The sequence below is a fragment of the Pannonibacter sp. XCT-53 genome, from assembly GCF_009915765.1.
In the GTDB taxonomy this organism is placed as follows: domain Bacteria; phylum Pseudomonadota; class Alphaproteobacteria; order Rhizobiales; family Stappiaceae; genus Pannonibacter; species Pannonibacter tanglangensis.
The window spans coordinates 77,276-98,455 of the sequence record NZ_JAABLQ010000002.1 but is presented as its reverse complement, the minus strand read 5'-3'; the positions used below and the strand labels follow the sequence as shown (position 1 = coordinate 98,455).

Sequence of the window (21,180 nt, the reverse complement as noted above, 5' to 3'; positions counted from 1 at the left end):
CTGTGCAGGCGTTGAAGGACAGATGTGCGACACTGCGCCTTGACCGGCCCCGCCGGCGGTAGTCTGCTCCGGAGACGGACAGGTTGCGACGCGCGTGTTGGGAGGCACCATGCAGGATCTGGGCACGTGGGACTACATCATCGTCGGCGCCGGATCGGCCGGCTGCGTGCTGGCCAACCGGCTGTCCGCCGATCCGGACGTGAAGGTCCTGCTGCTGGAAGCCGGCGGACGTGACAGCTACCACTGGATCCACATCCCGGTCGGCTATCTCTACTGCATGGGCAACCCGCGCACCGACTGGTGCTTCCGGACCGCAGCCGAGCCGGGGCTGAACGGCCGGTCGCTCAACTATCCGCGCGGCAAGGTTCTGGGCGGCTGCTCCTCGATCAACGGCATGATCTACATGCGCGGTCAGGCCCGCGACTATGACGGCTGGCGCCAGCTCGGCCTGACCGGCTGGGGCTGGGACGACGTGCTGCCGCATTTCCGCGCCTCCGAGGACCACTATGCGCTGGACGACGACCTGCACGGACAGGGCGGCGGCCTGCGCGTCGAACCGCAGCGCCTGTCCTGGGCCGTGCTGGACGCCTTCCGCGAGGCCTGTGCCGAAACCGGCATCCCGAAGGTCGACGACTTCAACCGGGGCGACAATTTCGGGGCGTCCTACTTCCAGGTGAACCAGAAGCGCGGCATCCGCTGGAACACCGCCAAGGGCTTCCTGCGCCCGGCGATGAAGCGCCCGAACCTGCGCGTGCTCACCGGGGCCGAGGTGCAGTCGCTGGAGATGTCCGGCCGGCAGGTGACCGGCGTGACGCTGCGGCTGAAGGGGCAGCCCGCGCGGGCCCAGGCGGCCGGGGAGGTCATCCTGGCGGCCGGCGCGATCAAGTCGCCGCATCTCCTGGAACTGTCGGGCATCGGCAACCCGGACGTGCTGGACCGAATCGGCGTCGAGGTGCGGCACGAAAGCCCGGACGTGGGGGAAAACCTGCAGGACCATCTGCAGCTGCGCACGATCTTCAAGGTCGAAGGGGTGGTGACGCTCAACCAGATGGCCGGTTCGCTGGCGGGCAAGGCGAGGATCGCGCTGGAGTATGCCCTGCGGCGCTCCGGCCCCATGTCGATGGCGCCAAGCCAGCTCGGCGTCTTCGCGCGGTCCGACCCCTCCTTCGAGACGGCCAACATCGAGTATCACGTCCAGCCCTTGTCGCTGGACCGGTTCGGCGAGCCGCTGCATTCCTTCCCGGCGATCACCGCCAGCGTCTGCAACCTGCGCCCGGACAGCCGCGGCCACGTCCACGCCCTGAACCGGGACCCGGCCGACCAGCCGGAAATCCGCCCGAACTATCTCTCCGCCCAGTCGGACCGGAAGGTGGCGGCCGACAGCATCCGCCTGACCCGGCGGATCATGCAGGCCCCGGCCATGGCCCGCTACCGGCCGAGCGAGCATCTGCCCGGCGCCCGGATCGAGACCGACGAGGATCTGGTGCGTGCGGCCGGCGACATCGGCACCACCATCTTCCACCCCACCAGCACGTGTCGCATGGGGGCGGACGAGCGGGCGGTGGTGGACGAGCGGCTGCGGCTGCGCGGTCTTGCGGGGCTCAGGGTGATCGACGCCTCGGTCATGCCGACCATCACCTCCGGCAACACGAACGCCCCGACGGTGATGATCGCCGACAAGGGCGCGGCCATGATCCGCGAGGACCGCCGCAGCGCCCGGCGAGCGTGACGCCGCGCCACCGCCGGCTTATCCGGACCTTAACGAAACCGCGTCGATAGTGCCGGCGTTCGGGAATCGGGGAAGGCACGGATGATGGCAGACCTGTCTTGGCGGACATGGGCAAGGCGGATGGCACTGGCTGCAACGGCGGCCGGCATGCTGTTCGGTGCCCCGGCCCATGCCGACCCCTGCCAGAGCGGGGAGACGGTCATCCGCTTCAGCCATGTGGTCACGCCGGCCGGCAATCCGAAGGGCGACGCGGCGGCGCGTCTGGCCGCGCGCATCAACGCGGAGATGGACGGTCGGGCCTGCATGCAGGTCTTTGCCAATGCGCAGCTGTTCGACGACGACGCGGTCATGGAGGCGCTGCTGCTGGGCAGGGTCGAACTGGCCGCCCCGTCGCTGGCCAAGCTGGAAGCCTACACGCTGAAATATCGGCTCTTCGACCTGCCCTTCCTGTTCAAGGACGCCGCCGCCGTCGACCGCTTTCTCGGCAGCGAGGCCGGCGGCACCCTGCTTGGCGCCATGCGGGACCTCGGCTTCCGTGGCCTCGCCTACTGGAACTCGGGCCTCAAGCAATTCTCCGCCAACCGCCCCCTGCTGCTGCCGGCCGACGCGGCCGGACTGAAGTTCCGGATCCAGCCGTCGGACGTGGCGGAGGCGATGATCTCGGCACTTGGCGGAACGGCGCTGCGGTTGCCCTTCCGCGAGACCCGCGATGCCCTCGCCTCCGGCCAGGTGGACGGGCAGGAGAACACCTGGTCCAACATCTACACGCAGCGCTTCTTCGCCGCGCAGGACGGCATCACGGAGACCAATCACCAGCTTCTGGCCTATCTGCTCGTCACCTCGGAGAGCTGGCTGAACAGCCTGCCCGGCGCAACCCGCGACCAGTTCCTGGCCATCGTCGCCGAGGTGAGTGCCGAGGCGAATGCCAGCGTCCAGCGCATCGAGCGGGAAAACAGGGACCGCATCGTCGCAGCCGGCGTCCCGATCCGCGCGCTGACGAGCGAGCAGCGGCAGGTCTGGGTGGAAGCCATGCGGCCGGTCTGGGAGCGCTTTGAGGGCGACATCGGCCGGGAGCTGATCGACGCGGCCCTCGACGCCAACCGGGAGCGCTGATCGGCACCACGGCTCGGGACCGAAGGGGCCGGCCAGACTGCTGCCGAACTTCGGAGTTTCGTCAGTTTGCCGTCATTCCGGACAAGGTGAGCGTTCAGCGAACCGCAGATCCGGGGCCTGTCCCGGGCCTGACCCGGGATCCAGCATGTCTGTGCGAGCGCACGCGAGCCCATTACCAAGTCACCTCGATACGACTTGCGACCTGCTGGTTTGTCGCGCTTCGCGCGGCTGATATCTGGATCCCGGCTCGGCGCTTCGCTGACGCTCAGCTGGGCCGGGATGACCGTGAGTAGGTTTGCCAGCAGTCTGCCGGCCCGAAGGGGCCGGCGTTTCAGGACAGGTCCTGAGGGCTGCGTCTCAGAGAACGCTGCTGAGCTTCATGGCGACGCCCATGGCGCCCGCCACCTTGATCTTGCCGGACATGAAGGCCATCGTCGGGTTCAGCTCGCCCGCCAGCAGCTCGCCGAGATTGTCGGCAGAGATGGTGATGGTGCAGTCGGCGTCCTTGTCCTCGTTGGTGACGGTGGAGCCTTCCATGAAGATGACGCCGGCGTCGCCCAGATCGAACTTCACGCTGTCATCAATGCCGCCACCGGCCACCTTGCCCCGCACGGCTTCCGTCAGTTGTTCCAGCGTCATGTCTCATCTCCCGATTGCCCGGCGCCTCTCGCCGGTTTGCACGGACCCAAGCATACCCTTTACGTAATCGTCAAGTCTGCTTTGGGCGTCGCGGACAGTTTAGCGGGGATGTGTAAGAAGGGGATTACCAGGGCACAGAGGGAGCCACAGCGGGGGGCCACAGAGGGGGCCACCGCAGGAGGACACAGCGGAGGGAGCCCCGCAGGGACAGGCCGGACCCGGCACCGGATGGCGGTGCCGGGTCCGATGCCATGTCTGGGGCCAGGTCAGGGGCCAGGTCTGGGGCCGGTCAATGGTTGTGACGCGGCAGCCCCTTGCTGTTCGCCACATCCTGATAGGCCACGGCCGGCTTCAGCACCATGCCTGCGTCGAACTGGGCGATCATGCTGCGCTGGATCTCCTGCCAGGGCGTCTGGCTGGGCGCATAGGGGAAGCCGCCCCTGGCCAGAAGGTCGGCCTTGCGCCGCGCCAGCTCCTCGTCGGACACCAGCATGTTGGCCGTGCCCTTGCGCAGGTCGATGCGGACCCGGTCACCGGTCTGGATCAAGGCCAGGCCACCCATGGCGGCGGCCTCCGGCGCGGCGTTGAGGATTGACGGGGAGCCGGACGTGCCGGACTGGCGGCCATCGCCGATGCAGGGCAACGCCGTGATGCCACGCTTGATGAGGGCTGCCGGCGGCTGCATGTTGACCACTTCCGCCCCGCCCGGATAGCCGATCGGGCCCGTGCCCCGGATGAAGAGCATGCAGTGCTCGTCGATCTCGAGCGCCGGATCGTCGATGCGGTGGTGGTAGTCCTCCGGCCCCTCGAACACGATGGCGCGGCCCTCGAAAGCCTCCGGATCATCCGGGTTGGAGAGATAGCGGTCGCGGAATTCCTTCGAGATCACGCTGGTCTTCATGATCGCGCTGTCGAAGAGATTGCCCTTCAGGTTGATGAAGCCCGCCTTCTCCTTCATCGGCCTGTCGAAGCTGCGGATCACGTCCGGCAGGTCGGTGGTGACATGAGCGCAATTCTCGCCGATGGAGCGACCGTTGGCGGTCAGCGCATCGGGATGCGGCAGCTTGCCGTTGCGCATCAGCTCGGCAACAACGGCCGGCACGCCGCCGGCATGGTGATAGTCCTCGCCGAGATAGGCGCCGGCGGGCTGCAGGTTGACGAGCAGCGGCACGTCATAGCCGATGGCCTGCCAGTCGTCATTGGCGAGCGGCACGCCGAGATGCGCGGCGATGGCGTTGAGGTGGATCGGCGCGTTGGTGGAGCCGCCAATGGCCGAGTTGACGACGATGGCGTTCTCGAAGGCCTTGCGGGTCATGATGTCGGAGGGCTTGAGGTCCTCCCAGACCATGTCGACGATGCGCCGGCCGGTCTCGTAGGCGATCTGGCCGCGCTCGCGGTAGGGGGCGGGAATGGCGGCCGAGCCGGGCAGCTGCATCCCGAGCGCCTCGGCGAGCGAGTTCATCGTCGTGGCCGTGCCCATGGTGTTGCAATAGCCGACGGAGGGCGCAGACGAGGCGACCAGATCCATGAAGCCGTCATAGTCGATCTCGCCGGCGGCAAGCTGCTGGCGTGCCTTCCAGACGATGGTGCCGGAGCCGGTGCGCTCGCCCTTGTGCCAGCCGTTGAGCATCGGGCCGACCGACAGGGCGATGGCCGGGATGTTGACGGTCGCCGCGGCCATCAGGCAGGCCGGGGTGGTCTTGTCGCAGCCGATGGTCAGCACGACACCATCGAGGGGATAGCCGTAGAGCAGCTCGACGAGGCCGAGATAGGCAAGGTTGCGGTCGAGCGTGGCGGTCGGACGCTTGCCGGTCTCCTGGATCGGATGGACCGGAAACTCGAAGCAGATGCCGCCGGCCGCGACGATGCCCTCGCGCACGCGCTTGGCGAGCTCGAGATGATGCCGGTTGCAGGGCGACAGGTCCGAGCCCGTCTGGGCGATGCCGATGATCGGCTTGCCGGACTGCAGCTCCGCGCGGGTGATGCCGAAGTTCAGATAGCGCTCGATGTAGAGCGCGGTCATGCCCGGGTCGGCCGGATTGTCGAACCAGGCGCTGGAGCGCAGGGGGCGGCGCTTGCCGTCAGTCATCTCGTGTCTCCCTCATGATTGCCCGGACAGGTGCATTGGCCGGGCAGGATTGGCGAATGCGCGGGGTCAGGACGGCGGTGCCGTCCCGCGTTGCAGGGCGGTGGCGATGTCACGGGCCCCGAGGTCCAGGATGTGGCCGGAGGCAAGGCGGGCGGCGGCGGCATCGCGCAGGCGCAGCGCCTCCACGAGCGCGCCATGGGCGGCAATGGCCTCGCCCGGCAGCTCGGCCACCGCATTGGAGGCCCGCAGCGCATGGCGCATGGCCGCCTCGATCAGGCCGGCAAACTGCATGAACACGCGGTTGCGGCTGGCCTTGAGCAAGGCAACATGAAAGGCGACATCGGCATGGGTGAACCGGTCGACATCGCCTTGCGCCGCCCGCATGGCCTCGAAGGCCTGCTCCACCTCGGCCAGGTCCTGCAGGGTGGCGCGGCTGGCCGCAAGGCTGGCGGCCTCGGGCTCGATCACCCGCCGCGCCTCGAGCACGCCTGTCAGCAGATCGGCGTCGAGGAGATGCGGCCCGACCCAGTCGAGCACCTGCGGATCGAGGATGTTCCAGGCCTCGCGCGGCGCCACCTGCGTGCCGACGCGGGAGCGGATGATGACAAGCCCCTTGGATTCCAGCGTCTTCAGCGCCTCGCGGATGACGGTGCGGCTGACGCCATGGGCAAGGCACAGCTCGTTCTCGGTCGGCAGCGTCTCTCCTGGCCGGTGCAGGCCGCGGCAGATGTCCCCGGCAAGGGCCCGGGTGACGTTGCGCTGCACGCGTGGGCGCCGGACCCCGTCCGAGCCCCCCGTCGCCCCACCCGGGGAGGCGGGAGCGGAGGCCGGCAACGGCTCTGACGTCGGCTGCGGGGCAGCCGCAAGAGGCGGAACGGCCGGTCGGGTCGGCAAGGGCAGGCTCCGGATCAGGTTGAGACCGCGATCATAGCGGCAATCGCATTCATCATACAAGAGATGTCAACAGTATGATGATTGGGATCGGGACAAAAAAAATCCCGCCGTGCACGGCACGGCGGGACGGTCGGTCGGGCGGTCGGGCGGGCGGCAGGTCTCAGGCCAGTTCGGCCTCGCGCACCGCATGCTCGATCTCGGTGATGAGACCGGGCTCGAGGTTGAGCCGCGCTGCCAGCATCTGCAGATAGGCCTGCTCGGCCGGATGATCCGGGTCGATCGCCAGACGCGAGGCGGCATAGATCTCGGCCGCCGTTTCCGGCGTGGTGGCAAGGCGGACGATCCGGTCAATGTCCAGCGGCGCGCGCAACTCGTCCATCAGGAACGCCTTGGCGGCCGTGTCGAGCCCGGCCTCGTCCATCTTGTCGAAGATGCGGCCCTGCTCCTCGGCATCGATGTGACCGTCGGCCTTGGCGGCCGCAATCATGGCGCTGAGCAGGGTCACGGCCACCTGCTGGCTGCCGCCCGGGGCGCGGTCGGGATCGAAGGCCGTGCCGCGCGGGGCGTCAAGCTCCAGCGGTGCCCGGCTCCAGGGTTGCGGCTGGGTCCTCGGCTGGGGCTGGGACTGGGACGCGGTCGGATACGGCGGCTGGTACTGGTAGGGCGGCTCCGCGCCGCCGGCCGGATAGGCGCCGCCACCGGCCTGCTGGCCGGCCTTGTAGTCGCGGTAGGCCTTGTAGGCCAGGCCGGCCACGAGGGCGAGCCCCCCGTAGGTCAGGGCCTTGCCGCCGAGCTTGCGCCCCTTCTTGCTGCCGAGGATGAGCCCGGCGAGACCGCCCGCGGCCAGGCCACCGGAATTGGAGGACAGGAAGTCCTTGCCCTTCTGCATCAGGTCGCCGTTGCCCCCGCGCTTGCGCGGATCCAGCTGTCCACGGCCAGAACCGAGAAACTGGTCAAGAAGCGACTTGGCATCAAACATCGGGCGTACTCCGGATAGGGCAGAACCAGACTGGCAGATGGGATGCGACAGGCAGGACCGCAAGCAAGGGTGACGAATTTGTAATTCCGGCAAGCAGCCGAACCGGCCCGGCCGACCGCGGGAGACCGTCAGCGCGCGCTGGCGAGCGGCAGCAGGTTGTCGTCCTTCAGCGTCTCCATGGCAATGGAGGAGCGTACATGCTGCACGGCCTCGTGCGGCAGCAGGTCATCGTTGATCACCCGGCTCAGCGCCTTCAGGTCCGGCACCACGATCTTCAGCATGTAGTCGACATCGCCGGTCAGCGTGTGCGCCTCCTGCACCTCGGGCATGGCCTGCACCATGGCGCGGAAACGGCGCGCATTGTCGCGGCTGTGGGCCCCGAGGGTCACACCGACAAAGGCCGTGACCGAGAAGCCCAGCCGCTCGGTCGCCAGATCCGCCCGGTAGCGGCGGATGATGCCCTCCGCCTCCAGCGCCTGGCGGCGGCGCGACACCTGGCTGGCCGAGAGCCCGATCCGGTCCCCGAGCTGCTGGTTGGTGAGTGCGGCGTTCTCCTGCAACGCAGCAAGAAGACGCAGATCAAAGCTGTCAAGTTCCATCATCGTGCACCAATGAGCCCATACTTGCGCATTCTGTGCGAAGGACGCGCCCCTGTCACGCCCTTTGCACACACCTTGCACGCGGCTGGGCGCACTCTCGACCTACGTGAATGTCCAGAGGAGGAAATCATGGGTCCCTTTCCGCACGACGCGCCCCCGGCGGTGATCAGCGACGCCAACCCGGCCGGCACGGACGGCTTCGAGTTCGTGGAATTCGCCCATCCGGAGCCGGAGAAGCTGGACGAGCTGTTCCGCAAGATGGGCTATGTTCCGGTCGCCAAGCACAAGACCAAGAACATCACGCTCTACCGCCAGGGCGACGTGACCTATATCCTCAACGCCGAACCCGGCTCCTTCGGCATGCGCTTCGTCGAGGCGCACGGTCCCTGCGCCCCGTCGATGGCCTGGCGTGTCGTCGATGCCCGCAAGGCCTTCGAGCATGCCGTCCGCATGGGCGCGACGCCGTATGAGGGCGACGACAAGTCGCTCGACGTGCCGGCGATCGTCGGAATCGGCGGGTCGCTGCTCTATTTCGTCGACAAGTACGGCGACAAGGGGTCGGCCTATTCGGCCGAGTTCACGTGGCTCGGCGAGGAGAACCCGCGGCCGCAGGGCGTCGGCTTCTATTATCTCGACCACCTGACCCATAACGTCTACCGCGGCAACATGGACAAGTGGTGGGACTTCTACCGGACCCTGTTCGGCTTCAGGCAGATCCACTTCTTCGACATCGACGGCCGCATCACCGGCCTGGTCAGCCGCGCCATCACCTCGCCCTGCGGCAAGATCCGCATCCCGCTGAACGAGTCCAAGGACGACACCAGCCAGATCGAGGAATACCTGCGCAAGTACAAGGGCGAAGGCATCCAGCACATCGCCGTCGGCAGCGACGACATCTACGATGCCACGGACAAGCTGGCCGACAACGGCCTGAAGTTCATGCCGGGCCCGCCGGAGACCTATTACGAGCGCTCCCATGCCCGGGTGAACGGCCATGACGAGCCGATCGACCGGATGAAGAAGCACGGCATCCTGATCGACGGCGAAGGCGTCGTGAACGGCGGCATGACCAAGATCCTGCTGCAGATCTTCTCCAAGACCGTGATCGGCCCGATCTTCTTCGAGTTCATCCAGCGCAAGGGTGACGAGGGCTTTGGCGAGGGCAACTTCCGCGCCCTGTTCGAATCGATCGAGGAAGACCAGATCCGCCGCGGCGTGATCAAGGTCGACGCGGCCGAGTAACAGGCCACAACTCTTGCAGGTTTTCCCGAGGGTGCGCAGAGCATCTGCGCCCCCTTTTCCGTGCGCGATGGCCCGCAAGCCTCGCGCAAGGCCCTCAGCCCACAGCAGACGCCGGAGGCGCCAGAGAAAATTAAGCCTTTGCGGCGACCTTTCTCTGGCATGCCAATCAGGAGCTGCAGGACCTGCAGGGCCGCATGAGAGTGACAAGTGAGACGAATGCCCGGCGCTCGGCCGGGACCGGGGCCCTGGACCTCAGGCCAGCGCGGCTGGGCAACGTCTCCTTTGTTGCCCTGCTCGTCGGCATGTTCGTGGCCATCGTCGCCGCCTTCGTCTTCGTTCTCTCCGCCATCCTGATCTACGAGCGCGAATCGGCAGCGCGCGAGGTCGGCTCGGTCGAACGGGCCTACGAGAACCACAAGACGGCCCTGCTCACGCAGATCGCGCGCTATGCCGCCTCGAATGCAGCCTATGTGAACACGGACATGGCCTTCTCGGCCGAATGGGTCCGCTCGCGCTTCGGCCGTGGCCTGGCGATCCGCGAGGGCTACGATTTCGTCGTGATCCTCGACCGGGCGCTCGAGCCGGCCTTTTCGTTCCGTCCCGAGACGGCAGCCAGCGACCTCGACCTGCCCGCGATCCTGACGCCGCAGGTGGTCCGCATGATCACCTCGATCCGCGAGCGCTACGTGGATGGCCTCGTCACGGCGCGCAATGGCGACACCTATTTCACCGGCAGCGTGGCAGATGTCTCCGGCGTCACCGAGGTGATGACCGGCGACCGGGTGGCGATCGTCACGGCCATGGCGATCTTCCCCGATCCGGGCGGGATCCCGATGCGCCGGGACCTGCCGATGGTGCTGCTGGCGGTGAAGCAGATCGACGCGCAGGCGCTTGCCGACATGCTGGCATCCCTGTCGCTGAGCAGCCTGTTTCTCGACACGACGATCCCGCGTGGCATGAACGGGACGCCGATCCGTGACAGCGACGGGGTGGCCCTCGCCTATCTGACCTGGGATCCGATGGCGCGGGCCTCGCACATCATCCTGACGTCGGCGCCTGTCCTGGCGATTGCCCTCTTTGTCATCCTGCTGATCTCGCTGATGATCCTCCGGCGCAACACCGCGGCCCAGCAGGAGCTGGAGCGGCGCAAGCGCGACTTCATCGAAGCAGCCCGGCACGACGGACTGACCGGCCTGCTGCGGCGTGACTTCTTCCTGGCGGCTGCGGACGACCTGCTCGACCGGCCGGCAGCGGAGACCGGGACGCTCGGCGTTCTCTATCTCGACATCGACGGCCTGTCGCAGATCAACGACGCCTTCGGCCACGTGGTCGGCGACCGGCTGATCCAGCATGTGGTCAGCGTGCTGCAGACCCATTGCCGCTCCTGCGACGTGATCGGCCGGATGGGCGGCGACGAGATCGTGCTGATCCTGTGCCGGCGCGAAACGCCGGCCGCGCTGATGCGCGACGTGGACACGCTTGCGCGGGCGCTGAACCGCCAGGCCATGCTGGAGGATCACGCCATCGAGGTCTCCTGCTCGCTCGGCGTGGCCCTGCGCCCCGAGCACGGCACCCGGATGCCCTCGCTGCTGCGCGCCGCCGATGTTGCCCTGCAGCGCAGCCGGTCCGACGGCCGCAGCCGCTACAAGCTGTTCGACACGGCCATGGACGAGGCGATCCGCGAACGGCGACGGCTGCGCGATGGTCTCCGCCAGGCGCTGGAGCGCGACGAGTTCGACCTGTTCTACCAGCCGATCATTGACGCGCGGACCGGGCAGGTCTGTCATCTGGAGGCGCTGCTGCGCTGGCACCACCCGGAGCGCGGGTTGCTGGCCCCCGGGGCCTTTCTCGACGTGGCGGAAGAAACCGGACTGATCGACCCGATCGGCAGCTGGGTGCTGCAGCGGGCCGTGCACGACGCCTGCGGCTGGGACGGCATCGGTGTCTCGGTCAATGTCTGCGCCACGCAGGTCAGCTCCGGCACCTTGCCGCAGGAGGTGGAAAGCCTGCTGGCCGAAACCGGCCTCGCACCGTCCCGCCTCATGCTGGAAATCACCGAGACGGTGATGATGGAACGCTCAGACAGCATCGATGCGGTCATCAGCCGGCTCTCGGCCCTGGGCGTCAGCCTGGCGATCGACGATTTCGGCACCGGCTATTCCAGCCTGAGCTCGTTGCATCACCACCGCTTCCAGACGCTCAAGATCGACCGCAGCTTCGTCGGCCGTCTCGACACCGATCCGAAGGCGCAGGCCATCATCGGATCGCTCGTCGGTCTCGCCCGGACCCTCGACATGACCGTCGTGGCGGAGGGCGTGGAGACCGAAGACCAGAAGGCGATGCTGGTGAACAGCGGCTGCCAGATGTTGCAGGGCTACCTGTTCAGCCGGCCGAAACCGGTGCTCGACCTGGCAAGCGAAGGCTTCGTCCGGCTGGTGTCCAGACAGGAGGCCGGGCCCGAGGTTTCGGCAGGCGCCCCGGGACGCGCCCCGGGAGGTGCCCCGGGCGACGCGCTGGCAGGCTGACTGGCGCAGAAACGGGACCCTGCCGACGCGGGGCGTCTGTCGCGCTTGAGAATGTGCAGCCAGCGGCATCATCGCGGTTCGGCGGTTCGCTTCGCTCACCTTGTCCGGACTGACGGCTCGGGATGGAACATGCCGTGTGAGCACAAAGGAAAAGGGCGCACCGACACGCGGTGCGCCCTCAGACGGCTGACAAACTTACTCAAAGTCATCCCGGCCCAGCTGAGCGTCAGCGAAGCGCCGAGCCGGGATCCAGATATCAGCCGCGCGAAGCGCGACACACCTGTCGGTCTCAAGTCGTATCGAGGTGACGTGTTTTTGGGCTCGCCTGCGCTCGCACAGACATGCTGGATTCCGGATCTGCGGTTCGCTGAACGCTCACCTTGTCCGGAATGACGGCAAACTGACGAAATTCCGAAATTTGTCAGCAGTCTGAAGGACGCACCGACACGCGGTGCGCCCTTCGTGGTCCACGGTCTGGCCGACCCGCTTACTCCGCCGCCTGCAGGGCACGCGGATTGTTCGGATGGGTCGTCCAGTTGGCGTAGTCGGGCTCGACGGTCTTGCCGGTGCGCGGATCGACGCTGCCGGCCGGCATCTGCTCCATGGTGATGCAGTTCTCGACCGGGCAGACCGAGACGCAGAGGTTGCAGCCGACGCATTCCTCGTCGATGACCTCGAACTTGCGCACGCCGTCCACCAGATTGGTGATGGCCTGGTGCGAGGTGTCCTCGCAGGCGATGTGGCAACGGCCGCACTTGATGCAGAGATCCTGGTCGATCTTCGCCTTGGCGATGTAGTTCAGGTTCAGGTACTGCCAGTCGGTGACATTCGGCACGGCCATGCCCGAGAAATCGGAAATGCGCTCGTAGCCGGCCTCCCCCATCCAGTCCTTCAGGCCCTCGATCATCTCCTCGACGATCTTGAAGCCGTAGGTCATGGCAGCCGTGCAGACCTGGACGTTGCCGGCGCCAAGGGCGATGAACTCGGCCGCATCCCGCCAGGTCGTCACCCCGCCGATGCCGGAGATCGGCAGGCCGCGGGTCTCCGGATCACGGGCGATCTCGGCCACCATGTTGAGGGCGATCGGCTTCACCGCAGGACCGCAGTAGCCGCCATGCGACCCCTTGCCGTCGATGGTGGGGGTCGGTGCCATGCGGTCGAGATCAACGCCGACGATGGAGTTGATGGTGTTGATCAGCGACACCGCATCCGCACCGCCGCGCTTGGCTGCCTGGGCCGGCTTGCGCACGTCGGTGATGTTGGGGGTCAGCTTCACGATCACCGGCATGCGGGTGTGCTTCTTCACCCAGCGCGTGACCATCTCGATGTATTCCGGCACCTGGCCGACGGCAGAGCCCATGCCACGCTCGCTCATGCCGTGCGGGCAGCCGAAGTTCAGCTCGACGCCATCGGCTTCCGTCTCCTCGACGCGCTTCAGGATCGCCGCCCAGCTCGCCTCCTCGCAGGGCACCATGAGCGAGACGATCAGCGCGCGGTCCTTCCAGTCGCGCTTGACCCGCTTGATTTCCTGCAGGTTCACCTCGAGCGGCCGGTCGGTGATCAGCTCGATGTTGTTGAGGCCGATGAGCTGGCGGTCCTTGCCGTGGATCGCGCCGTAGCGCGGGCCGTTGACGTTGACCACGTTCGGGTCCTCGCCGAGGGTCTTCCAGACGACGCCGCCCCAGCCCGCCTTGTAGGCGCGGACGACGTTGTATTCCTTGTCGGTCGGCGGGGCCGAAGCCAGCCAGAACGGGTTCGGGGACTTGATGCCGACGAAATCTGATCTCAGATCAACCATGGTGGGATCTCCGGAAAAAAACGGCTGCGGCTCAGGCGCTGAGCGCCCGGTGAATGGCTTCGGCGGCGATCTTGCCGTCCTCGACGGCGGCAACCGTCAGGTCCTGACCGCCGGCGACGCAGTCGCCGCCGGCCCAGACCCGGGCCAGCGAGGTGGCGCGGTCCGCGTCCACCACGATGCGACCCTTGTCGAGGGTCAGCCCTGCCGCCGACCCGTTCAGGCCGGAGGGATCGAGTTTCTGGCCGACGGCCTTGAACACCATGTCGGCGGCCAGCGTGACCGTTTCGCCGGTGGAGACGAGCTTGCCGGCCGGGTCGAGGCGCGTGCGCTCAAGCGCGATGCCCGTCACCTTGCCATCGGCCCCGAGGATTTCCTTCGGCGCGACCCAGTGCAGGATGCGCACGCCGTTGGTCTTGGCCAGATCCTGCTCGTAATCGCTGGCGTTCATGTGCTCCTGGCCGCGGCGATAGGCGATGGTCACCTCGTCCGCACCAAGCCGCTTGCTCTGCACGGCGATGTCGATTGCCGTCATGCCGCCGCCGATGACGACGACACGGCGGCCGACCGGCAGCGCCGACAGGTCGCTGGCCTGACGCAGGTCGGCAATGTAGCTGACGGCATCGACGACGCCCGACAGATCTTCACCGGGAACGGACAGCCCGTTCACACCGGCAAGGCCGATGGCCAGGAACACCGCGTCATATTCCTGCTGCAGCTGATGCAGCGACAGGTCCTCGCCGAGGGTTTTGCCGTTGACGACCGAGATGCCGCCGATGGACAGGATGAAGCGCACTTCCCGGGCGGCAAAGTCGTCCACCGACTTGTAGGCCGCAATGCCGTACTCGTTCAGGCCGCCGGCCTTCGGACGGGCGTCGTAGAGCACGACGTCATGGCCGTGGACGGCCAGACGGTGGGCGCAGGAGAGACCCGCCGGCCCGGCCCCGACAACGGCGATCCGGCGCAGCGTCGGCGCGGCGCGGGTGAAGGGCGTCGTGTCATGGGTGTCCATGTAATGGTCGGTGGCGAAGCGCTGCAGCTCGCCGATGCGCACCGGCTGCTCCTCCGCATCGTTGCGCACGCAGGCCTGTTCGCACAGCGTCTCGGTCGGGCAGACGCGGGCGCACATGCCACCGAGGATGTTCTGGTCGAAGATCGTCCGTGCCGCACCCGTGGTGTTGCCGGTGGAGATCTGGCGGATGAACAGCGGGATGTCGATGCTGGTCGGGCAGGCCTTCACGCAGGGCGCGTCATAGCAGAAGTAGCAGCGGTCCGACTCGACCCTCGCCTCATGCGGATCGAGCCGCGGGTGAAGATCACAGAAGTTCTTGGCGTACTGGTCCAGCGACAGACGCGCGGGGGCAATGTCAGGACCTGGCTTGGTCTGAGTCATGAAAGGATCTCCGGAAGGTGGCGACCTATGTCTGGTGCCCGTTTCTTGTCCCGAACAGGCTTTCCGGTCAGCATTGAAGGAAAATTTGTCCAAACAGTCAAATATTTTTCGAAAGGATAATTACATGAAAGAGATAGTCAGGATTTCTTTTGCGCTAAGACCCTGAATTTCCTCAAGGGACGGATGACAGACGGGCGGTGGCCCGGCCGGCCAGGCCACGCGTCCGCGCTCCGGTCCGACCGGGCCACCGCCCGTTGCGTCACGTCCTGGGGTCCGGCTGGCCGGACCGGTGGCCCGGCCCTACTCCGGGAACCAGAGCTTCGCGGCCTCCGCGCCGCGCTCGATGACGACATGGTTGTTGGCGAAGACGCGGTAGGAATGGCTCCATTCGCCGTCCGGCCAGCGCACGCGGACCTGGGCGCGTTCGGAGACGCCGAGGCCGATGTGCAGGAAGCCGAGCTGGCCGGAGGCATGGCCGCCACCGACAAGCACATCGCGCTCGATTGACCTGGTGCCGACGCGGACGCTGACCTTGGCTCCGACCGCGTTGCGGTTCGGCTTGCCCGGCTGCACCAGCTCGATGGCGAGCCAGTTGCCGAGCGGGCGCGGCGTGGCGGCATCGCCCTTGCCGACATTGCGGAAGAGGCTGGCCGGCTCGCCCCGGTTGACGACCACGAGGTCGAGCAGGCCATCGGCATTGAGATCCGCAAGGCCGGCCCCGCGCCCGCGCCGCGCCAAGGCGATGCCGGCGGCGTCGCCCGTCTCCACGAACTTGCCGTCCCACTGGCCGAGGAGCAGGTTGTCGGGGTCGAAGGCAGCGAAATCCGGCATGGATTCCACGTTGCCCTTGGCGATGTAGAGGTCCCAGAGCGTGTCGTTGTTCACGTCCTGGAATTCGGAATGCCAGCCGGTGGAGGGACGCAGGTCCTCGCCCGTGTAGGGCCGGTGCGCCGTCACCCCCTTGTCGAAGGCGATGTCGGCATAGACCGGGACCAGATCGTCCCCCTCCTGCTCCAGCACCTGCAGCTTGGTGTCGCCCATGCTGGTGAGCGCATATTCGGGCAGGCCGTCGACATTGAGGTCGATGCTGGCGATGCCCATGCCCCAGATCGTCAGCTTGCGCCAGCCGTCGGCGCGGCGATAGGCTTGGGCCGGGCGGCCCGGAGGCACGGCCCAGAGCTGTTCCTCGCCGCCGCGGTAGTACTGCCGGTCGTTGGAAATGCGCAGCGCCGGCTCGCCGGAACGGTTCCAGTCGGTGAAGAGCATCGACAGGCTGCAGTAGCCCGGCGACAGCCGCTCCGGCTGGCTGTAATCCGGCTTAAGGCCCGGAGCCGGCCGGTGCAGCATGTTGTCGTGGCAGGTCCCCCAGGGGGCGCCGGGCTGGGAGCGGTCAACGTAATTGCCGAAGGCCAGGGTCGGATAGGCAGCCCCCGGCTCCCAGGTGGCGGCAAAGGCGGTGGTCCAGGCGTTGCCGCCGTCGAGACCGACCTGGCGGTTGGCAACCTCGAAGCGACAGGCGCCGAGCCCGCGCAGGAGCAGGTTCTCCCCGACCCGCAGGACGGCCAGGTCCATCAGGCCGTCATTGTCATAGTCGAGCGGATAGGCGCCGGTGACGCGCGCCAGCTCCTTCTCGCCCAGTCCGGTGTCGGCCTTGCGGAAAACCAGCGCCCCGCCGGTCGGACTGTCGTTGACATAGAGCGCCGCCGGCCCCTTGCCTCCGGCCAGGAACAGGTCGGGCCGGCGGTCGCCGTTGCAGTCGGACACGGCGACACCGCCGCCAACGAAATACTCCCAGGGCCCGTCATAGCGGTGGTCGATGCCGGCGGATGCCGCCTCCTCGACGAAATGCGGCACCGGCGCCAGCGAGGTGGTCCGTTCACCGGCCAGTCCGGCACCGGGCAGAAGCGTCATCGCCGCAAGCGGCAGAAGCAGGAGGCGACGGGTCATTTCGGCACCTCCAGTGTCCGCAGGAAAGCGATGATGGACTGTTGCCGCTCGTCCGGCAGGGCGGCATAGGCGTCCCGGGCCGACGCGGCGCTGCCGCCATGGGCGAGGATCACCTCGCCAAGCGTGGTGATATCCCCGCGATGACCATAGGGCGCGGTGTTGCCGACGCCCCAGAGCTCCGCCGTGATGAACACGTCGCGGGCGACGAAGCGCTGCGCCTGCAGTTCATTGCCGAGCCGGTCGATGCGGGCATCGGAAATGCGGTGGCGCTTGAGGTCGCCGAACAGCGGCACCAGCACGCGGCCCCGCTCGTCGCGCGGCAGCGCCTGAACCCAGGGCAGCGCCGCCATGTTCAGCACGAGCGGGTCGGAGACATCGCCCGGCCGCAGCGTGCCGGCGTTTTCCACCGGGCTGGGATCGGCAAAGCTCAGGCTCTCCAGTGGCAGCGAGGGGCGGTGACAGAAGGCGCAGCCGATGTCGGCAAAGGCCTTCTCGCCATCGGCGGCCGCCTCCGCCCAGTCGGCCGGCAACCCGGTCCTGCGGCCGGGCGCAGGCAAGGTCGCCTGGAAGGCGACCAGCGCGGAGACATGGCCGGCGTCGATCTCGTCGGCAACGCCGTCCATGTCGAAGTCGGCACTGCCGGTCCAGTCCTGCCCGAAGCGCTCGGTCGCCTGGATGCCGTGATGCACGTTGAGCGCATTCACCGTGAACTGGCGCAGGCTGGCAAACACGCCCTTCTGGCTGAAGGGACGCAGCACCAGATCCGCATCGACGCCGTCGAGCCCGGTCACGTCAAGGGTGCCGTCGGGATGGGCGGTCAGCTTGCCGAAGCCGACATCCTTCGTCGTCAGGTCGACGGTCACCGGCTGGCCAGACTTGCGCGCGGCCGCCAGCGCCGCACGGCGCTGCCCCTGAAGGTCGACCGTCATCTCGCGGGCCAGCAGCTCGATCAGCCCGGACCCGTGCAGGATGTTGGTGCCCCGCTCATTGGAGAATTGCGGATCGGTGGTGTCGAAATCCGCACTCTCGAAGCCTTCCGAGACGAAGACATTGGCGACAAAATCCCCGGCCCCACCGGTGACAGGCTGGTTGTGGCAGCCGGAACAGGCGCTGGCATCGGGGCCGGGCAACCGGTTGAAGGCAACCTCGGAGGGGCGCTTGCGCCGCGTCGGCACGATCGCCTGCGTGGCCATCGGCCGGCCGGCGCCCTCCTCGGTGATGAAGCGGGCCTCGAACAGGCGCTGACCCTCGGCAATCAACGCCTCGAGATCGGCCGACTGCCCCTTGTCCGCCTCGGCCTTGAGGGTCTCCCTCAGGCTGTCGAAGGACAGTGGCCGGTCGAGATTGCGCTCGCTCCAGCTCTGCGCCTGCGCCGGTGCGCAAAGCCCCAGCGCCAGCCCCAGTCCGAGGGCGGGGGCAACGGCCAGCAGCGGGCCGAACCCGGCTGCGGCGCGGCTCAGCCCGCCCCTCGCGGCGGCAGGCCGAAGCCGCGCCCGCACGCGTCGTGTCAACGTCCCAACCCCATTCATGGCTGCAGTCTCCTCCCCTGCGGCCGCGCGGCGCTTTTCCGGCGGACACGGCCCGGCCGTGCCCCCCCTCGGTTCCAGGTGCCTCAGCGTCCGCGGCGTGTCGAAAGCACCAGGGTTTCGTCCAGCCGCCGCATGGCCTGGGCAATCAGGCCGCGGCGGATGAAATCCTCGTTCCAGGGCACCACATCGACCTTGAGCGAGCGGCGCAGGTCCTCCACCAGCGCGGCATCAAGGGCCCGATGCATGGCCCCTTCCATGAAGGGAAAGGCACGGATGCCCGCACCCGTCAGGACCACGCGCGCCGGGTCGATCAGCGCCAGCAGACGGGCAATGCCGTAGCCCAGCGCCACGCCGGCCTTCTCCAGAACGGCAATGACCTGCTGGTCGCCGGCCTCGGCCCGGTCGTGCAGATCCTCGAAGGTCTGGGCCGTCACGGCCATCGTGGCCGGATCCGTATCCTCCGGCAATCCCTGCGTCATGCGCAGAAGCGCGTAGTCGGCGAGATAGGCCTCCAGGCACCCCTGCCGGCCGCAGCGACAGCGCGCGCCGCCAGGGATGTGGTTGGCATGACCGATTTCGGCCGCCGCACCGCTTGCCCCGACAAACAGGTGATCGTCGAGGAACAGCCCCATGCCGACACCGTAGTCCACCATGACCACGGCGAAGGTGCCGCTGTAGCGGGCCGGGTCCGACCAGTGCAGGGCCTCGGTGATCATGTTGGTGTCGTTGGACAGGGTCACCCGGGCCGAGAAGGTCTCCTGCAGCGGCGCCACGACGGGAATGTCCCGGCCGGCAAAGGCCGGGCTCCAGACCACCACGCCGCGATTGGTATCGACGATACCCTGCGAGGCAACGCCGACCTCCAGCACGCTGGCGGGCTCGACGCCGGCCTCGACGACGAAGCTGCGGACCGCATCGGTGAGCGTGGCCGGGAACGTCCCGGCATTGGCCGTCAGCGCGTCGTAATGCACCTTCCGGCTGTGGAAGATCCGGCCGGTGAAGTCCGCCATGGCCAGGTCGATTCGGCTGACGGAGATGCGCACGCTGATGACATTGGCCGCGCCGCCGTCGATCGCCAGCAGGCTGCGCGGACGCCCTCGCGCCAGTGGCGCCTTGGGTTCCTCGGCGTCGATGCCGACGATCAGCCCCTCATCGAGCATGTCGGAGGTGATGGCCGTGATGGTCGCCGGACTGAGCTGTGTCGCCCTGCCAAGATCGATCCGGGCCATCTGCCCTTCCCGTCGCAGGGTCTGCAGGATCAAGCTCCGGTTGCGCAACCGGACCTGATCCCTGTTCGCTGTCTGCGTCATGAGATGACGTTTCTTCCCTCGTGTTTCCGCCCAAGGCCTGCCGATTCTGGATGTCGGCATGGTCGCCCGGATTTGAAACGCGTCTACCGTTTCGAAAAGCATGTTGACAGGAGCAACGAGATGGAGCAACTTTTTTTCGGGCGTCGAAAAAAATAGATGCGACGGCCGAGCACAGGAGGGTGCTCTCAATCCCTCTGGGAAAAATGGAGGGGCTGCCAGGAGAAGGGCGGCACCTTTTGGAGGAAACACCGCAATGCGCAAGATTGCCGTACTCGTCGCGGGAGCGCTTCTGTCCGCGACCGCCCTGACTGCCGCCAACGCCCAGGATCTCGTGGTCGGCGTGAGCTGGTCGAACTTCCAGGAAGAACGCTGGAAGACCGACGAAGCCGCGATCAAGGCTGCCCTGGAAGCCGCTGGCGCCAAGTACATTTCCGCTGACGCGCAGAGCTCGTCCGCCAAGCAGCTCTCCGACGTCGAGGCCCTGATCGCCCAGGGTGCCAACGCCCTCATCATCCTCGCCCAGGACGCCCAGGCCATCGGCCCGGCCGTGCAGGCCGCTGCCGACGAAGGCATTCCGGTCGTCGGCTATGACCGTCTGATCGACGACCCGCGCGCCTTCTACCTGACCTTCGACAACGTCGAGGTCGGTCGCATGCAGGCCCGCGAGATCCTGAAGGTGAAGCCGGAAGGCAACTACGTCATGATCAAGGGCTCGGCCACCGACCCGAACGCAGACTTCCTGCGTGGCGGCCAGCAGGAAGTCCTGCAGGCGGCAATCGACGCCGGCAAGATCAAGATCGTGGGCGAGGCCTACACCGACGGCTGGCTCCCGGCCAACGCCCAGCGCAACATGGAGCAGATCCTCACCGCCAACGACAACAAGGTCGACGCGGTGGTGGCCTCCAACGACGGCACCGCTGGTGGCGCCGTGGCTGCTCTCGCTGCCCAGGGCATGGAAGGCACCCCGGTGTCCGGCCAGGACGGTGACGCGGCTGCGCTGAACCGCATCGCCAAGGGCACCCAGACCGTGTCCGTGTGGAAGGACGCCCGCGAGCTCGGCAAGACGGCCGGCGAAGTGGCCGTGGCTCTGGCCAAGGGCGCCAAGCTCACCGACGTGGCCGGTGCCGGCACCTGGAAGTCGCCCGGCGGCAACGAGCTGACGGCCAAGTTCCTCACCCCGATCGCCATCACCAAGGACAATCTGAACGTCGTCGTCGACGCCGGCTGGATTTCCAAGGACGCCCTCTGCCAGGGCGTGTCGGGTGGCCCGGCCCCCTGCAACTAAGACCGTCCGGTCCTCTTTCCGCTGCCCCGGCGCGTCCGGGGCAGCGTGACATCCCGGTGTTCCTGCAGCGCCTTGTTGACTGCCCTAACGGCACGCGCTCTTAATCAGGCTC

15 protein-coding genes are annotated in these 21,180 nt (G+C 67.4%); 5 read left to right on the top strand and 10 right to left on the bottom strand.

The annotated features are described in order from the left end of the window. Nucleotides 1–109: 109 nt before the first annotated feature. A complete protein-coding gene (locus tag GWI72_RS15245) occupies nucleotides 110–1,729 on the top strand; it encodes a GMC family oxidoreductase (RefSeq protein ID WP_161709253.1) in 1,620 nt (539 codons plus the stop codon). Nucleotides 1,730–1,849: 120 nt separating this feature from the next. After that, on the top strand, nucleotides 1,850–2,842 hold the full coding sequence (locus GWI72_RS15240) for a DctP family TRAP transporter solute-binding subunit (RefSeq protein ID WP_179956196.1): 993 nt from the start codon (nucleotides 1,850–1,852) through the stop codon (nucleotides 2,840–2,842). Between the two features lie 357 nt (nucleotides 2,843–3,199). On the opposite strand, the gene GWI72_RS15235 is transcribed toward GWI72_RS15240, so the two are convergent. The 5 genes from GWI72_RS15235 to GWI72_RS15215 all read right to left on the bottom strand — a co-directional run bounded on the left by GWI72_RS15235 (nucleotide 3,200) and on the right by GWI72_RS15215 (nucleotide 8,045). Then, nucleotides 3,200–3,481, bottom strand: coding sequence for an SCP2 sterol-binding domain-containing protein (locus GWI72_RS15235; protein WP_161677367.1), 282 nt, complete (start codon nucleotides 3,479–3,481; stop codon nucleotides 3,200–3,202). Nucleotides 3,482–3,770: 289 nt separating this feature from the next. Next, nucleotides 3,771–5,570 carry an IlvD/Edd family dehydratase gene (locus tag GWI72_RS15230; RefSeq protein ID WP_161709251.1) on the bottom strand — a complete coding sequence of 600 codons (1,800 nt, stop codon included), beginning with the start codon at nucleotides 5,568–5,570 and terminating at the stop codon, nucleotides 3,771–3,773. 66 nt (nucleotides 5,571–5,636) lie between these two features. After that, complete coding sequence (locus tag GWI72_RS15225) at nucleotides 5,637–6,335, bottom strand: FadR/GntR family transcriptional regulator (RefSeq protein WP_348272701.1); 699 nt, start codon at nucleotides 6,333–6,335, stop codon at nucleotides 5,637–5,639. A gap of 289 nt (nucleotides 6,336–6,624) precedes the next feature. Continuing rightward, complete coding sequence (locus GWI72_RS15220) at nucleotides 6,625–7,443, bottom strand: tellurite resistance TerB family protein (RefSeq protein ID WP_161709250.1); 819 nt, start codon at nucleotides 7,441–7,443, stop codon at nucleotides 6,625–6,627. 128 nt (nucleotides 7,444–7,571) lie between these two features. Then, nucleotides 7,572–8,045 carry an Lrp/AsnC family transcriptional regulator gene (locus tag GWI72_RS15215; protein WP_161677370.1) on the bottom strand — a complete coding sequence of 158 codons (474 nt, stop codon included), beginning with the start codon at nucleotides 8,043–8,045 and terminating at the stop codon, nucleotides 7,572–7,574. A gap of 126 nt (nucleotides 8,046–8,171) precedes the next feature. Here GWI72_RS15215 and hppD point away from each other — a divergent pair, with 126 nt between their 5' ends. Further along, a complete protein-coding gene (gene hppD, locus GWI72_RS15210) occupies nucleotides 8,172–9,284 on the top strand; it encodes a 4-hydroxyphenylpyruvate dioxygenase (protein ID WP_161677371.1) in 1,113 nt (370 codons plus the stop codon). Between the two features lie 194 nt (nucleotides 9,285–9,478). Then, complete coding sequence (locus GWI72_RS15205) at nucleotides 9,479–11,809, top strand: putative bifunctional diguanylate cyclase/phosphodiesterase (RefSeq protein WP_161709249.1); 2,331 nt, start codon at nucleotides 9,479–9,481, stop codon at nucleotides 11,807–11,809. 487 nt (nucleotides 11,810–12,296) lie between these two features. On the opposite strand, the gene preA is transcribed toward GWI72_RS15205, so the two are convergent. The 5 genes from preA to GWI72_RS15180 all read right to left on the bottom strand — a co-directional run bounded on the left by preA (nucleotide 12,297) and on the right by GWI72_RS15180 (nucleotide 19,702). Then, nucleotides 12,297–13,607 carry an NAD-dependent dihydropyrimidine dehydrogenase subunit PreA gene (preA, locus tag GWI72_RS15200; protein WP_161677373.1) on the bottom strand — a complete coding sequence of 437 codons (1,311 nt, stop codon included), beginning with the start codon at nucleotides 13,605–13,607 and terminating at the stop codon, nucleotides 12,297–12,299. 31 nt (nucleotides 13,608–13,638) lie between these two features. Then, nucleotides 13,639–14,997 carry an NAD(P)-dependent oxidoreductase gene (locus tag GWI72_RS15195; RefSeq protein WP_161709248.1) on the bottom strand — a complete coding sequence of 453 codons (1,359 nt, stop codon included), beginning with the start codon at nucleotides 14,995–14,997 and terminating at the stop codon, nucleotides 13,639–13,641. A gap of 300 nt (nucleotides 14,998–15,297) precedes the next feature. Next, the gene (locus GWI72_RS15190; RefSeq protein ID WP_161709247.1) at nucleotides 15,298–16,944 is read right to left on the bottom strand and encodes a CRTAC1 family protein; all 1,647 of its coding nucleotides are present in this window, start codon (nucleotides 16,942–16,944) and stop codon (nucleotides 15,298–15,300) included. Beyond that, nucleotides 16,941–18,473: a di-heme oxidoredictase family protein gene (locus GWI72_RS15185; protein ID WP_161709246.1), complete on the bottom strand. Its 1,533-nt coding sequence runs from the start codon at nucleotides 18,471–18,473 to the stop codon at nucleotides 16,941–16,943. Before GWI72_RS15185 ends, GWI72_RS15190 begins: the two co-directional genes overlap by 4 nt. Before the next feature lie 83 nt (nucleotides 18,474–18,556). After that, entirely contained in the window at nucleotides 18,557–19,702 is a 1,146-nt protein-coding gene (locus tag GWI72_RS15180) for an ROK family protein (RefSeq protein ID WP_208995917.1), read from the bottom strand. Nucleotides 19,703–20,036: 334 nt separating this feature from the next. Between GWI72_RS15180 and xylF the strand changes: the two genes are divergently transcribed. Next, nucleotides 20,037–21,068, top strand: coding sequence for a D-xylose ABC transporter substrate-binding protein (gene xylF / locus GWI72_RS15175; RefSeq protein WP_161677378.1), 1,032 nt, complete (start codon nucleotides 20,037–20,039; stop codon nucleotides 21,066–21,068). Nucleotides 21,069–21,180 lie beyond the last annotated feature (112 nt).